The sequence below is a fragment of the Flavobacterium sp. W22_SRS_FK3 genome, from assembly GCF_052113665.1.
GTDB lineage: Bacteria > Bacteroidota > Bacteroidia > Flavobacteriales > Flavobacteriaceae > Flavobacterium.
Genome location: NZ_JBGQOF010000021.1, coordinates 41641 through 57144, shown reverse-complemented (window position 1 = coordinate 57144; position 15504 = coordinate 41641). Strand labels below are relative to the sequence as shown.

The following is a 15504-nucleotide window of genomic DNA, read 5'->3' as shown; positions in this document are numbered from 1 at the left end:
ATATAGAATATTTCCTTTTTAGACTAACTAATATTTATGCTTAATTTTTACTACTCCTCAGGTTTTCGTATTGATCCACCAAAACCCTGTTCTCTCAAGATTGGCAATGCTGCCTGAATAACATGTATTGGACCAAGGATGTTGGTCTCGTACAAAGTACGGATCTCATCCGTAGTACCTTCCTCAATAGTGCCGACCAATGAATAGCCTGCATTGTTTAGAACGATATCAAGTTTTCCGAAATATTCGTGGGCTTTCTTAACAGCTTCTTTGACCTGCTCAGGATTTGTTACATCCAACTCCAGGGTCAATACCTGGTTGCCATATTTTTCTTTAAAATCGGAAATGCTTTCCAAATTCCTTGCTGTAGCAACTACTTTATCGCCGCGTTTCAATGCTGCTTCTGTCCATATATGTCCGAAACCACGGGATGATCCCGTAATAAACCACACTCTATTTTCCTGTGCCATAAGATTTTATTTATTTTAATAGGGCAAAATTAATAAGACAGACATTCATATTTGTAGGCGAACCGCAGATGTTTGTAACCTAATGGCAGAATATACAGTGAAACAGAAATTTTCACTTCAATTAACAGCGTTTAATTTTTATCTGAGTGAAACAATCTGATGACCTTCTGGGGATTTGATAATCCAAATTCTATCAAGGTATTCAACACGGTCCAAATTTCCTGAGCGTATGTAGTTAAGACATGATAAGTGATGTCTTTGGTGGGTGTGTATTCGATTTTCTTTTGAATCAGCTGGTGTGCTTCTAACCTCAAAACTTCAGAAGTAAAAACTTTAGGAGAAATTCCTTCTGAAACCAAAAAAAGTCTTTAAATCTTAATTTCTCATGATAATGCAGATTCAGTAAAATACAAAAACGACATTACCCACTCAGCAGGTCCACCATGACTCTGCAATATACCCTATTGAATACCGGAGGACTTAATTTTCTATCTGTAAAAGAATGTAAAATAAGTCACAAGTAACTATGAAGAATAATGCAAAAGACTAAATTATAGATTTTTATATCAATCTTTAGCAACTTAAACAGTAACGATTTAGTAATCGTGCTTACTGCACTTACTTTCATTTGATTACCTTGGAAATCATTAATGCAAATGTAATAAATAAAGGGTAAAGCACTAATGTGTTTTATCCTTTATTCCGTTTATTCTTTCTGCCAAAATATAATAAAATCTCTCCATTTGGGGGAAACTGTGATATTGGTTTAAATGTTATTCCCAAATTTTGGCATATCAACAATAGATGTCCTAACATTTCCTTTACCACATGAATTGGGACATTATTGTTCAGTGTTATTGTGCTTCCAAAGGTTCTTCTTGCTTTATGAGTATTCAAAGCACTTGGGATACCACACAAATCAGCTATTTCCTTAATGTATTCATTCATTTTCTGATTTAAACTCACCGGAAGTACTGAATTCCTTTCCACACAAAGACGATTATCTTTGTACCTCTCAATTATCTCAACAGCTTTAGGTAGCAGTAGAATATTAATAGGACTTCCTATTTTCTGCCTTCCAGACATTATCCACTTCTCACCATCGACACCCACTTTTAAATCAGATTGTTTCAAATTAAAAACATCAATGTAAGCAAGGCTTTTATAACATTGAAAGACAAAAACATCTCTAACCACAGTTAGACGAGTTGTAAAAAATTTATGCTTTTCCTCTTTCAAAAAAAAGTTAATCCAAAACTGCTTTCTAACATAATTCAAAATTCAAGTGAATAAATATCGAATTAAAACATCTATAAATCAGGTCATTAACGCGGTTTACATGTTAACTTTCAAATACTTAAGTCTGAATCTGTGGCGCTTTTTTATAAATTTCAAATACGCCACGAATGTGCCACAGAATCGTATTGATCCGCATTTTTGTGGCTTTTTGAAAATATAAACGAAGAATAAAAAAACCCGCATCTTTACAAAGTGCGGGTTTTCAGCTGTTTAACTGAATTTTAATTGGCTTAAAATTCAATTTCAGTGATCCCAGAAGGATTCGAACCTTCGACCTACGCATTAGAAGTGCGTTGCTCTATCCAGCTGAGCTATGGAACCAAAATAAGTTTTTTATAAAAAGACTTAAAAAAAAGTCGGGGTGGCAGGATTCGAACCTGCGGCCTCCTGCTCCCAAAGCAGGCGCGATAACCGGGCTACGCTACACCCCGTAGGCAAAACTGAAGCGGAGAGTAAGGGATTCGAACCCTTGGTACAGTTCCCCATACGCTTGTTTAGCAAACAAGTCCTTTCGGCCACTCAGGCAACTCTCCAAGCTCAAGGAACATGCCCTATTTTGCGGTTGCAAATGTAACACAACATTATATTTCTCACAAGTATTTCTGAGCTTTTTTTTATCTTTTTTCAATCTTTTTTTTAAAACACTTCACAATCAAACAAATAGAATTAACATAAATTTCATGTTCAATTTATAATCTAATCGAATTGATTCAAAATTTGAAATTGTATAAATAAAGATTAAATTTGCTTGATTAACTATTATCAAACAGAAAATGAACAAAAGAGTTGTTATCGTTTCTGCCGTTAGAACACCTATCGGAAGTTTCATGGGAGGTTTATCTACCGTACCCGCACCAAAATTAGGTGCTGCCGCTATAAAAGGGGCGCTTCAAAAAATTAACCTGGATCCAAAATTAGTTGATGAAGTTTTTATGGGTAACGTCGTACAAGCGGGAGTTGGTCAAGCTCCGGCGCGTCAGGCAGCGCTTTTTGCCGGTTTGTCTGAAGAAGTTGCTGCTACAACTGTAAACAAAGTTTGTGCTTCCGGAATGAAAGCCGTTATGTTTGCCGCGCAGACTATTGCTTGTGGCGATGCAGAAATCGTAGTGGCGGGAGGAATGGAAAACATGAGTTTGATTCCACACTACGTACAAATGCGTAACGGAACTAAATTCGGCCCAGCAACAATGCTTGACGGAATGCAAAAAGATGGTTTGACAGACGCTTATGATAACAACGCAATGGGAGTTTGTGCTGATTTGTGTGCGTCTGAATATAAAATTAGCCGTGAAGAACAGGATAATTTTGCTATTCAATCGTATGAAAGAAGCGCAAAAGCATGGAATACTGGAAAATTTGACAACGAAATTGTTCCGGTTGAAGTGCCACAAAGACGTGGTGAACCAATTATTGTTTCAAAAGATGAAGAATACACTAATGTGAAATTAGATAAAATTCCTTCACTAAGCGCAGTTTTTACAAAAGAAGGAACTGTTACTGCTGCAAATGCTTCCACAATAAATGACGGAGCTGCTGCTTTAGTTTTAATGTCTGAGGAAAAAGCAATTTCATTAGGATTAAAACCATTAGCTTACATCAAAGGTTACGCTGATGCCGCTCAGGAGCCAAAATGGTTTACAACAAGTCCGGCAAAGGCATTACCAAAAGCGTTGCACAAAGCTGGAATTACAATCGAAGATGTTGACTATTTCGAATTCAACGAAGCTTTTGCGGTTGTAGGATTAGCCAATTCAAAAATACTTGGTTTAGACAACGATAAAGTAAATATAAATGGTGGTGCAGTTTCCTTAGGACATCCTCTTGGATGTTCAGGTGCCAGAATCATTGTAACTTTACTAAATGTTCTGGAACAAAACAATGCCAAAACCGGAGCTGCTGCAATTTGCAACGGCGGTGGCGGTGCATCTGCAATTATTATCGAAAGAGCCTAAATAAATTATCAAATAAGGAGTTGTTTATTAAAAAAACAACTCCTTATTTTCAACTTATAAATTACCTTAAATGTTCGGAATTTGCAATCTAGCCATAGTACCCGTTCGATCTGAGCCAAGTGACAGAAGTGAAATCGTTACACAGCTTTTGTTTGGCGAACACATCGAAATTTTAGAACACCAAAATCAATGGGCCCGAATAAAAATTCAGTTTGATGATTATGAAGGATGGGTAGATTCAAAACAGTATCAGGTAATTTCAGAAACTAATTATAATCAGCTAAGCAAAGAAGCCATTATCTTAAATGCAGATTTAATTGATTACATCAGCGCGCCGGATAATTTATTACTGCCAATTCCACTTGGTGCTTCCTTAACCTTTTTAAATAACAGTGAAATCAATACTTCAAATTTCGATTTCGAAGGAACAAAAACCAGTGGAATAAAACCTAAAAGCGCTTTGATAAATACTGCTTTCATGTATTTGAATGCTCCCTATCTTTGGGGCGGAAAAACACCTTTTGGCATCGATTGCTCCGGTTTTACACAAATGGTTTACAAACTAAACGGTTACAAAATTCATCGAGACGCTTCTCAGCAAGCCCTTGATGGCGAACCTTTAAGCTTCATTGAAGAAAGTGAAGCCGGCGATTTAGCTTTTTTTGATAATGAAGAAGGAAACATCATTCATGTCGGAATCATCATGGAAAATAATTACATCATTCACGCCAGCGGAAAAGTGCGCATTGACCGTTTAGATCATTTAGGAATTTACAATCCTGAATTAAATAAACACACACATAATCTTCGTGTAATTAAAAAAATAATTTAGTTTTCGAATAAACAAAACATGAAATTTTTTAATTTTCTATTAAAGAGTAAAACTCATAAATCAAAAGATTTCATAAGTCCTGATTTTGCAATCTCAGTTGAAAATGTAATCCGTTTTATTGAATCTTTAGACAAAAATATTAATGAAGATGTTCTATTTGAAATTTTATGCAAATTGTGTAAAAATGATTTTGAAGCACAAGAAATATATGTTTTTCTTCCTATCGCCTTTGTTAGATTATGCTTTCCAAAAATAAATTGGCTTGAAACGTATAATGAAATTGACTCAACTAAAAAAGAAATCAAAAGAGAGTTTAAAAATACAGAATCTTATCAAATAATTTTCAAGGTTTCTAAAAAACACTTCCAAACTCTGTCGCAGGAAACCATGATAAAAATCGCAGGAAGGAGCGCCGAATTTCATGCAATGAATCAGCTTTTCCTTGATAATAAAAATGCAAAATTAGAAGATATAAAATTTACAGAAACTACAGTTATTAGATAAGAAATATACATTCACAGATTAAAAAATCATTTTAATGTGAATAAGTGGAAAAAAAATAAAGCCCTCTTAAATTAGTCTCATCCGCGTGTAAACTTATCAGGCACTAATCCTGATAGTTTTCCTAAACGCCGAAGGACTACTACCCTTTTGTTTCTTAAAGAATTTATTAAAATGGCTCTCATCCGTAAAACCAAATTCATACGCAATTTCATTAATTCGCTTATCACTGAATTGCAAACGATGTTCAATCAGCTTCGTTTTATAATTGCCAATGTATTGCTGCATCGTTTCACTGGCATGTTTCTTAAAATATCTGCCCAAATAGGTATTCGAAATTCCAAAATAATTACTTATTGACTCTGCTTTAATTTTATCCGGATAATAAATATTGTTCTGAATGTACTGCAAAATATCAATTGCTTTACCTTCAGCTCCAACATTTACCTGTTCCGGCAAATACTTCGCAATATTTCTGGCAACGATAATAATCAGCGTGTTAACCAACTGCTGAATCAATTCCTTATTGTAAACATCCTTATCCTGATGTTCACGGCAAATCGCTTCAATCATTACCTTAACCAAACATTTATCAGCATCATTCTTTAAAATACAGCCCGGTTGATGATTAGCATTTTGTAAAATGTATTCTAAACGCTGAATATTTTCATTCTGCAAACTCGAATTTTTCAAATAAATATCATTGAACCTTAAAAAGAAAAACTTCGTTTCACTTTCTATCGTAAAATTATGGCAATCTTCTGGCGTCAATAGAAACATGTGCCCCGCATCATATTTAAAAATATTTTTGTTGATACATTGCGAGCCTGTTCCTCCCAAGATATAAACCAATTCAAAGAAATTATGACAATCACCAACATCCGGATATTGGTCAAGAGTTTCGAAAGAAACGGTAAACGGCTCGTATAAATTTTCTTTTTTCATTTTGCAAATATACCTAATAAACGAAAATATATACCATTTTAAACACTTAAAAAAGGTATATTTTTGTCAGATAATTTAAGATATAAAATAATAAAGAATTTTTGGGTGTGCCCCCGCAAAAAAAGCGGGGTCGGGTCATCCGCTAAATCTTTTATTTTTAATGAAAAAAATAAAAGGATATCGCTGCTACCCCTCACACAACAACAGAAAAATAAAAACATTTACAAATATGAAGAAAATATTTATTATCAACGGAGGTCAAAATTTCGCACATTCAGGTGGGAAATTCAACCAAACCGTTACCAACTGGACTATCGAATACTTAATGAAGAGCAAGCAATTCCAAATAAAAACAACCTCCATTAAAGAAGAAATTAACTTAGAAAAAGAAGTCGAAAAATTTGTTTGGGCTGATGTTATCATTTATCACACACCAATTTGGTGGTTTCAATTACCCAATCTTTTCAAAAAATACATAGACGATGTTTTTACAGCCGGACATAATAAAGGAATATACAAAAGCGACGGAAGAACCAGAACAAATCCGGACATTAATTACGGAACTGGTGGACTTTTACACGGTCGTAAATACATGCTAACCACAAGCTGGAACGCACCTGCAACTGCATTTACACTTCCGGGAGAATTCTTCGAAGAAACATCTGTCGATGACGGTGCCATGTTTGGTTTTCATAAAATGAATAAATTTACAGGTATGGAAAAACTGGACGGCTTTCATTTCCACGACGTTGAAAAAGGCGCAACAGCCGAAAATATTGACATCTTTAAGAAAAACTACATTAATCACTTAGAGCAAATTTTCAAAAACATATAATGAGATCTAATTTTAGACCGTATTCTCTTTCCCTGAAAATTAAAAACGTAACAATGATTTAAAAAATGACAACTTTCCCTGTTTGCATTTCGCCTGAGCTTGTAATTATTTTATAGATATAAATTCCTGATGCAGGATTTTTTATATTGATGATATTGGTTTTAGAAAATATAGGAGAAATAATCGTGCTTTTTCCACTCATATTGTACAAATAGAAAATAGCGGTTCCCTCTTTTTTACCTTCAATATTTAATTCTTCATTTTTGCTTAATAGCGTGGGATAAACAAAAAACAAATCATTGCCTAAATAATTAGTATCCAGAATTAATGAACTTATTACATTATTGTTTTCTAAGATTATATTTATTTTATACTTGTTAGTTCCTTTTACTGGAGCTGCATCTAAAAAAGAAAATGTTTTTGAATTGATATCATTTATAGTACCAATAACACTCTCAGCATTATTACTTATTTTTACTAACTCAATTCTTTTGATATTATACAGGCTGAAAAGGCTCGCATCAATCTTTACTTTGTTCTCCTCAAAAACTTCTGCAAAAGTCAACTCAAAATAACAATTTGAATTTTGAGCATACTGTAATGTCGACTCACTTTTAATGCCTTCGCTGTTATTAAATACAGGAACAACAGTATAAATTTTTCCATCAGTATAGGTATAAGTAGCGTTTGTGGTTTGCTCTTTAAATTGTAAATGATCTCCTGTTAGTTGATAAATATTAAACGAAGAAACATCAGTTGGTTTGTCCCAGTTAATTTCTGTTGTACCTTCACAAACTAAACTGGTACTAATGTTTAAATCATAAGAAATCGTAAAACTATCAGAAATATAATCTGTATTACCAATGGTCATTTTTAATTTTGCTTTTGAAAATTTTCGCTCTGCAGGCATATAAATAAATTGTTCGCTATCCAGATTTACATCATTTTCGAGAATTTCCCAAGTCTGCCCATTATTATAACTAATAGATAATTGTCCGGAGATACCAGAAAATGAAGAATTCCATTTCAAAGGAGAAATAGTCTTACCATCATAAGGGAAATTATCATTGTTTACAGGGTAATTCCATTCAAATTGATTTTCTAATTCATATTCATAAGCAATGCAATATTCCTGAGAGGTACCCGATACATATGAACCCATAATATTGATTATATAGAACCCGGAATCAGGGTTTTCAACAGTTACCTGTTCTATATTATTTATTTTATCTTTTCCTCTCACAGCTGGCTGCAGTGGAGCATCAGGATTAAGAATCCATGGTAAAAAAATACTATTGTCAGCAGAAATAACTTCCAGGTCTAAATCGTTTACTAAACTTATATTGCTGTTGATTGCAGCAGGCAAATCGTTCCAGACTAATGTAATTTTTAAGTTTTTTGCCTTTTCCGGTAGCATAATCGTATGTGAATTCGTCTGAGCAGTTGTCAAGTTACCAGATATGATTCGATGTTCACTGATTGTCTTTAAACTTTTATCAGCATTAATATTACCATAACCATAAGTGAAATCCGGCCCTGTATTACCTAAATCTTTTGCACTGTTAATTAAAACAGCTTTTGCCATGGCGTTAGCTAAAGAAACATTGTTTAGATTTTTATAATGTTGTTTCATCAGCGTAATAATTCCTGTTGCTAATGCTGTAGCATTTGAAGTTCCTTGTGTACTAAAGGCCACTAATTCCGGCTTTATTCGTCCATCATAGGCTGGGCCTTTTGAAGAAAAAGGCATAATTATTTCGTTTTGGTCAATACAGCCCAATACGATACTATTTTTGGATTGTTTGAAATTCCCGGTAATAGATTTATATCCTTGAAGTCCACTATTACCTGAAGAAAAACAATGAGTCAAATCTATATTTAAGTATAATTGAGAATCATAAGCATTAGCGAGCGAACCATAAAAATTCTCAATCTCTGTACCATAGGAATGATTTTGAGTGGCAGCTCCTTGCAAAGTAGCAACTTCATCAGGATAGATGTTGGAAAAGTCAGATGATTGAATTTTAGCCTCTGGAGCGACACCTTTTCCTAATGCAGAACTATTTCCTAATCCGGAAATAATAGTCGCCATAGCAGTCGCATGGCTTGACACAATAGGAGATTCTGCTTGAGAAGAAATGTGTTTATTTATCAGATCAATATCACTTACATCAAAAAAATCATCTTTAACAGCTACTACCTGATTTTCGCCTGTTAAAAGAGCAAAATTAGCATTGGCTTTATTTATATAATTGACACTGAGATTTTGATCTATTATTTTAGATTCTCCTCTTGGCTGTAGTGATTCCTGTGAAACAGAAGACACACTGCCCAAAGTTATAATCTCATCGATAATTTTTTTGGAATCACTTTTTATCAGTACAAGATGATTATCCAGTATTTTGATATCAGAAATAGGTATTGATTTCAAATCAGTAATTAACGCATTGATACTATCAGTGGCTATGATATACTGCTTATCTACAGTATGATTTGAAAAATTTACCGGCAATTTCCATAAGCTGTTTACCGGAAGAATTTCTTTTAAAGTTTGATTAGACCTCAAACCTTCATTTTCAACAATACAAAAAGTACTGTCAAGTTTTTTTACGACCTTGTATTTGTTGTGCTGCGCATTTCCCAAAGATGTAAAATAGTATTTCTCAATTTTTTTTTTGTTTTCTTTTTTTATGTATCGCTTCCATCTGTCAGGGCTTTGTGAGAAACAGATCATAGTTATCATAAAAAGAAAAAAAGTAATTTGTGTCTTCATTTACTCTAGATGTTGGGGCAATTACGACATTCTTATTGATGTTCTAAATTGACTATTTGGCCTGTTTATATTTCTTAAATTAAAGACAAGTTAATGATGAAATTTGTGATTAATTATTTCTATTTAAAACATTTATACATTCTAAACAATTCAAAGTTATTAAATTATTTGTAAAAAAAATAAGCGTTTTTTATTTCATTCACGATCTTCATAACCTACAACAATATGCAATAGTGTATATATCCCCTTTTTGTATTTTAAAAATTCACAAAACGTTAAAATCAGTTTTTAACAGTCGCTAAACTAAGTGAAAGGTTACAATCTAAAAATAAAACTTAAAAGTCTGATTTATATTTAGTTATTGATTTCATTGATCTCACATACATAATATGATAAATTTTATTTAAAAACCATATAAAATAATTTAACAAAAAATGTTAATTTTGTTAAATACTAATTTTATAAGTATTTTAATATAAAAAAATAATTAAATTTGAAGATAAATATTACAAATATTTTGTAAAGAACCCCTTTTTATCAACTTATTTTTAACAAACCCTAAAAAATAACCTATTTATGAAAAAAATTAAATCAATTTTAGCCTTATCATTTATAACGCTAACGCTGTTGTCATGCAACAAAGAAGATGAAACAGTTCAATCAGAGCAAGGATCTCTAAAAGTAACACCAGAGGTGTTAACTAAAATTAGTTCTCTATCGCTAAATAACACAGATGTTCAGGTGATTAAAAACACCAAATTGGATGGTACTACCGAGGATGCATTTCTTATAGAAGGAGATATTATGATTACTCCTGATCAATTAAACAAAATGGATCTTCACGGAGGTATTACCACAGAACAATACCGTACTACTAATTTAGTATCTGCTCCAAAAACTATCAAAGTTGTTGGATTAACAGGAACTGGTACAACGGCTCTTAGTACAGTTATGCGTAATGGATTGACAGCCGCAATAAACAGATACAATAATTTAGGATTGTCTATTAATTTTACACTAACATTTAGTTCAAGTACTTCAGGTGCAAACATTGTTGTAAAAAGACAGACTGGATCTGCGGGTGGAGTAGCAGGTTTCCCTTCAGGAGGAAATCCTTACAATTCAGTTACATTGTATTCCGGATTAGATAGTTATTCAACAAATGTAAATGCACACGTAGCTGCTCACGAAATTGGACACTGTATTGGTTTACGTCACACAGACTGGTTCAGCCGTCAAAGTTGTGGACAAAATACAAGCGAGGGAACAGCCGGTGTTGGAGCAATCCTAATCCCTGGAACACCTTCAGGCTATGATTCAACTTCTTACATGAGAGCATGTTTCAGTTCAAGTGAAACAGGCGCTTTCAATAGTAATGATGTTACAGCATTGAATTATCTATATTAGAAGTTGAATTAAAGTTCTCTTTACAAAATATTAAGAGGCTGCTTCATGTGTGAGGCAGCTTCTCTTTTATTAGGTATCTTTCCACGATACTTTTATTACTTAATCCCGCCAAAAGCACCAAAACACATATTTTTATGTAAAATTTCGACACTGGTAAAACCAACTTTTTTCATTAAATTCAATTGGTAATTCATGGATCTTGGTGTGTCTTCTTTCTCAACGTAATTCAAAACTTTCTGGCGATATTCAGGACCCCCAATCCCTTCCAAATAATCGCCATAACGCTGCCAGATATATTCATTTAACAATTCGGTATCCTGCGTAATCAAGTCCGAAATCATAAAACAGCCTCCCGGTTTTAACAATTTGAATATTTTAGTAAAAGTCGTTTCCCAATCTTCATCATCCCTTAAATGATGCAAAACCGCTCCGGCTAAAATAATATCAAACTGATTTTCTGGTAATTCGACTTCACGAATATCGCCTTGTTTCACTTCTACTTTTCCTTTTGTAACTGGCGAAACTCTTTCAAAAGCTCTATTTAACATTGGTAGACTCAAATCGACCAAAGTGCTATTCAAATTTGGCAGTTTAGACAACATTTTCAAAGTATAATTCCCGGCACCGCAGCCAATATCCAAAACATTTACTGCATTTGGAACAATTCTTTTAGAAGCTTCTGTAATTAATTCTAAAGAAATTGCAGCGTCGATTGTTGCTACTTGTCCGGTTTCTAAATTTGAAAAGCGATCGACATCATTGTCAAAACGTGCTCTGATCTCTTCAATAGTTGATTTTTTCATAGTTTTTTTAGTCTTTTGTCTCCCGTAGATTAGCAGATTTAGAGGATCTTTTACTATTATTGACCTGGATATTTGATTAAGAATAATATATTAATAATGGTCTGTCCTATCTGCCGAATCTGCGAGAGAATTATTTTTCTTTTTCAAAACTACTTTTTTCATTAATACTTTAAAAATACTATTTTTATCAATTAATAATACCTTAAAAGTATCATGGAATTACGTCACTTGAAATATTTTTTGGCTGTAGCCGAAGAATTAAACTTTACCAAAGCTTCTGAGAAACTTTTTATTTCACAACCGCCATTGAGCAGGCAGATTATGGAACTGGAAGAAGAACTGCAGGTAAAACTCTTTATCAGAAACAACAAAAAAGTAGAACTAACAGAAGCCGGAAAATATTTTGAAAAAGAAATAAAAAATATTTTTCAGAATCTGGAGCGCATTACTATTAAAACAAAAAAAATAGCCGAGAATATTTCTGGCGAATTCAGAATCGCTTATATCAGTTCTATTTATTCAAGTACAATTTCTGACTTGATAAAACATCTGAAAGAACAATTTCCATATGTAAATTTCAAGCTTTTTGAAGTTTCTACAACCAAACAAACTGATGCTTTAGAACAAGGAAAAATCGAATTAGGAATTATTAGGTCACCCGTAAAATCTCCTAAAATAAAGTCGCAATTATGGTTTCAGGATGGTTTTTCGGTGGTTTATAACAAGCGTTTAATTCAAATTAAATCCGAAGAAGAAATTCCAAATCTACAAGATGAAACTTTTGTGTTTTTTAATAAAGATTACGCTCCACATTATCATGAGGTCTTATTGGAATTGTGTGCGTTTTATGGCTTTACGCCGAAAGTTGTCCATGAATCTAACAATATCAATTCCATCGTACAATTAGTCAAAAACGGACTGGGAATTTCAATTGTTCCATCTAACATTGCCAAAAAAAATTCAGACTCAGCAATTGGGTTTATCGAATTGAAGAAAGTCAATTTATATACAAATGTTTCATTAATTACTTCAAAAGAAGATGATTCTGAAATTACAAAATCTGCTGTTGATTTTTTATTGAAATTTAAAAATTAAATTATGTAAACCCGTAAAAACTAAAAAACAAAAATGCTTAAATTGCAGATCGCAAGGAAAACAAATACAGACTAATTATTGAAATTCGTTTAGTTTGTGGAAAAAAAAAAGTTACAATTTATCACAAGTAAATTCCTTAAAAAGAAAGAACTTTTAAATACCTTAGCAAATTATAATTCTCGTTAAAAAATCAATAAAAATGGCTGAACAATCTTCAATTCAGTGTCCAAACTGCGGAACTACCATCGATGTAAATGATATTTTAAAACATCAATTAGAAGATAGTATTCGTAAAGAATATCAACAAAAAGCCAATGCTCAAAAACAAGAATTGGAACTTAGAAACGAACAATTCGAAAAAGCCAAATCCGAATTTGAAGCCAAAAAGAAACAGGAAAACGAACTTTTTGCTGAACGTCTTGAACGTGAAAAAAAGATAGCTGAAAAAGATATTACTGAAAAACTAAAAACAAAACTCGACGAAGAAAATAAAGATCGTTTGCTTTCGATGGAGAAAGAACTTTCTGAAAAATCAGAAAAACTTCGCGAATTGAATAAAATGACAGCCGAAATTGCCAAACTCCAACGTGAAAAACTGGAGATGAAAGAAGCCATCGAAGCCGAAGCTCAAAAACAACTGAACGCAACCTTAGCTTTAGAACGCGATAAAATCCGCAAACAGGAAGAAGAAAAAAACGAACTTAAAATAAAAGAATACCAAAAACAATCTGATGACCAGAAAAAGCTCATCGAAGAAATGAAACGCAAGCAGGAACAAGGTTCTATGCAACTGCAAGGCGAAGTAATGGAACTAGCGATTGAAGAATGGCTTGCAAATAATTTTCCGCTGGACAGTATTGATGAAGTTAAAAAAGGTGCTAATGGTGCCGATTGTCTGCAAATTGTAAATACACGTGAACTACAAAATTGTGGTTCTATTTATTACGAAAGCAAGCGAACCAAATCATTTCAGCCGTCCTGGATTGAGAAATTTAAAAATGATATCAGAACAAAAAGAGCCAATATTGGAGTTTTAGTGACTGAAGTAATGCCTACCGGAATGGATCGAATGGGCATGCGCGACGGAATCTGGATTTGTACTTACGAAGAATTTAAAGGTTTGAGTGCCGTTTTGCGCCAGTCTTTAATTCAGGTTAGTCAGGCGGTTCAGGCGCAGGAAAACAAAGGCGATAAAATGTCAATGTTGTATGATTTCTTAACCAGCAATGAATTCCGTTTACAGATTGAAGGAATCGTAGAAGGTTTTACACAAATGCAGGGCGATCTTGATGCCGAAAAAAGAGCGATGCAGCGAATCTGGAAACAACGCGAAAAACAAATCGAAAAAGTAGTGCATAACACGTTAGGAATGTATGGCTCCATTCGCGGTATCGCCGGAAATGCAGTACAAACCGTAAGAGCCTTAGAATTGGATTTTATTGAGGACGATAGCGAAGATCCTAAAGAATTAGAATAGCTTTTCACTTATAAACATCAGGAACTTATTCCAGCTGTACACTATATCTTTTATGGCGAACCCCGCCATAAAAGGATGCCGTTTCCATCTGGGCTAGGATTATAGTTTTTAAGACGTTTCATACAAACGTCACACACCTTACTTCGAAAGTACATTACCTCGTTTTCCATGTAGAATTGTTAAGTAATTTTGATTTTCATTATTAGCAATAAAATCAAATAACTCATTTTCAATAATTTATTATTAATTTTTATCGAAAAACTTAACATTGAGAAGCTTGTTTTATAATTATCTTTACTTAACTGTAAATTAACGATTTGGTTACATTCGTAAAGATAATCATAATAAAACACACCTATAATTATGGAAAAAAAGACTGAAGAAATGAATCCTGAGAAAATTGATTCTCCAAAAACTGACCCTGTACTGCCCGTTACAGAACCTGTAAAAACTGAAAATACACCTGTTAAAAAAGCACCTGCCCGTAAAACTGTACCGGTTAAAGCTGAAACAGCTAAAACAAATACACCTAAAACAAGTACTGCAACTGTAAAAACTGCAACAACTAAAGCTCCGGTTAAACCAGCTACTAGAAAAAAAGCAGTAACAGCGGCTGCAAAACCAGAGAGTAAGACTACGGCTACACAAACAACTGATCCAGAAGTAAAAGAAGAGAACGAGAATACTAACGAAGCGGTTTCAATTGAAAAAACTAAAAAGGATAAAACCGCAAAAAAAACTAAAAAAGTGAAAGACAAAGAAAAGGAAAAAGAGAAAAAGAAATTAGCTAAGAAAAAAGAAAAAGCTAAAAAGGACAAAAAGAAAGAAAAAGCCAAAAAAGCAAAACTAAAAGCAAAAGCAAAGAAAAAAGAAAAAGCTAAAAAAGCCAAGGATAAAGCTAAGGCAAAAAAAATAGCAAAAAAGAAAGCAAAGTCTCAAAAAAAAGCCAAAGCTAAAAAGAAAAAATAATATCAAAAAAGGTTTAACTTGAATAAAGTTGAACCTTTTTTATTGCCTAATACAAGTCATGGCAAGGAAAGTAGCAAGCATATTCAGCATATCCAAAACAGTTGCGAATATTAGTGAGATTGCTTTGTAACTCGCAAAGACAAAAT

General features: G+C 33.3%; 13 protein-coding genes, 3 tRNA genes and 1 pseudogene. 8 read left to right on the top strand and 9 right to left on the bottom strand.

What is annotated here, in order from left to right:
* Window positions 1–50 precede the first annotated feature (50 nt).
* From ACEN2I_RS17080 to ACEN2I_RS17055, 6 genes and pseudogenes are all read right to left on the bottom strand, one after another.
* Window positions 51–470 (bottom strand): SDR family NAD(P)-dependent oxidoreductase, encoded by a 420-nt coding sequence (locus tag ACEN2I_RS17080; protein WP_441767315.1) that lies wholly within the window; start codon window positions 468–470, stop codon window positions 51–53.
* A 131-nt stretch (window positions 471–601) separates the two neighbouring features.
* On the bottom strand, window positions 602–829 hold the full coding sequence (locus tag ACEN2I_RS17075; RefSeq protein ID WP_441767314.1) for a hypothetical protein: 228 nt from the start codon (window positions 827–829) through the stop codon (window positions 602–604).
* Window positions 830–1274: 445 nt separating this feature from the next.
* Window positions 1275–1700, bottom strand: a pseudogene (locus tag ACEN2I_RS17070) (site-specific integrase); the annotation flags it as partial.
* 316 nt (window positions 1701–2016) lie between these two features.
* A tRNA-Arg gene (locus ACEN2I_RS17065) sits at window positions 2017–2090 on the bottom strand.
* Window positions 2091–2125: 35 nt separating this feature from the next.
* A tRNA-Pro gene (locus tag ACEN2I_RS17060) sits at window positions 2126–2200 on the bottom strand.
* A gap of 15 nt (window positions 2201–2215) precedes the next feature.
* Window positions 2216–2302 (bottom strand) — tRNA-Ser (locus ACEN2I_RS17055).
* A 240-nt stretch (window positions 2303–2542) separates the two neighbouring features.
* Here ACEN2I_RS17055 and ACEN2I_RS17050 point away from each other — a divergent pair.
* From ACEN2I_RS17050 to ACEN2I_RS17040, 3 genes are all read left to right on the top strand, one after another.
* A complete protein-coding gene (locus tag ACEN2I_RS17050) occupies window positions 2543–3721 on the top strand; it encodes an acetyl-CoA C-acyltransferase (protein WP_441767313.1) in 1179 nt (392 codons plus the stop codon).
* A gap of 70 nt (window positions 3722–3791) precedes the next feature.
* A complete protein-coding gene (locus ACEN2I_RS17045) occupies window positions 3792–4553 on the top strand; it encodes a C40 family peptidase (RefSeq protein ID WP_441767312.1) in 762 nt (253 codons plus the stop codon).
* Between the two features lie 18 nt (window positions 4554–4571).
* Window positions 4572–5057, top strand: a complete 486-nt coding sequence (locus ACEN2I_RS17040; protein WP_441767311.1) for a hypothetical protein — start codon at window positions 4572–4574, stop codon at window positions 5055–5057.
* 96 nt (window positions 5058–5153) lie between these two features.
* Here ACEN2I_RS17040 and ACEN2I_RS17035 read toward each other — a convergent pair whose 3' ends face one another.
* Window positions 5154–5999, bottom strand: a complete 846-nt coding sequence (locus ACEN2I_RS17035) for an AraC family transcriptional regulator (RefSeq protein ID WP_441767310.1) — start codon at window positions 5997–5999, stop codon at window positions 5154–5156.
* A 229-nt stretch (window positions 6000–6228) separates the two neighbouring features.
* Between ACEN2I_RS17035 and ACEN2I_RS17030 the strand changes: the two genes are divergently transcribed.
* Window positions 6229–6834: an NAD(P)H-dependent oxidoreductase gene (locus tag ACEN2I_RS17030; RefSeq protein WP_441767309.1), complete on the top strand. Its 606-nt coding sequence runs from the start codon at window positions 6229–6231 to the stop codon at window positions 6832–6834.
* A 58-nt stretch (window positions 6835–6892) separates the two neighbouring features.
* Here ACEN2I_RS17030 and ACEN2I_RS17025 read toward each other — a convergent pair whose 3' ends face one another.
* Window positions 6893–9607, bottom strand: a complete 2715-nt coding sequence (locus ACEN2I_RS17025; protein WP_441767308.1) for a S8 family serine peptidase — start codon at window positions 9605–9607, stop codon at window positions 6893–6895.
* Window positions 9608–10183: 576 nt separating this feature from the next.
* Here ACEN2I_RS17025 and ACEN2I_RS17020 point away from each other — a divergent pair.
* A complete protein-coding gene (locus ACEN2I_RS17020; RefSeq protein WP_441767307.1) occupies window positions 10184–11014 on the top strand; it encodes a M57 family metalloprotease in 831 nt (276 codons plus the stop codon).
* A gap of 95 nt (window positions 11015–11109) precedes the next feature.
* On the opposite strand, the gene ACEN2I_RS17015 is transcribed toward ACEN2I_RS17020, so the two are convergent.
* Window positions 11110–11817 (bottom strand): class I SAM-dependent methyltransferase, encoded by a 708-nt coding sequence (locus ACEN2I_RS17015; protein WP_441767306.1) that lies wholly within the window; start codon window positions 11815–11817, stop codon window positions 11110–11112.
* A 213-nt stretch (window positions 11818–12030) separates the two neighbouring features.
* Between ACEN2I_RS17015 and ACEN2I_RS17010 the strand changes: the two genes are divergently transcribed.
* The 3 genes from ACEN2I_RS17010 to ACEN2I_RS17000 all read left to right on the top strand — a co-directional run bounded on the left by ACEN2I_RS17010 (window position 12031) and on the right by ACEN2I_RS17000 (window position 15358).
* Entirely contained in the window at window positions 12031–12912 is an 882-nt protein-coding gene (locus ACEN2I_RS17010; protein WP_441767305.1) for a LysR family transcriptional regulator, read from the top strand.
* A gap of 199 nt (window positions 12913–13111) precedes the next feature.
* Entirely contained in the window at window positions 13112–14389 is a 1278-nt protein-coding gene (locus ACEN2I_RS17005) for a DUF2130 domain-containing protein (protein ID WP_441767304.1), read from the top strand.
* 363 nt (window positions 14390–14752) lie between these two features.
* Window positions 14753–15358 carry a hypothetical protein gene (locus ACEN2I_RS17000; RefSeq protein WP_441767303.1) on the top strand — a complete coding sequence of 202 codons (606 nt, stop codon included), beginning with the start codon at window positions 14753–14755 and terminating at the stop codon, window positions 15356–15358.
* The last annotated feature ends 146 nt before the right edge of the window (window positions 15359–15504 follow it).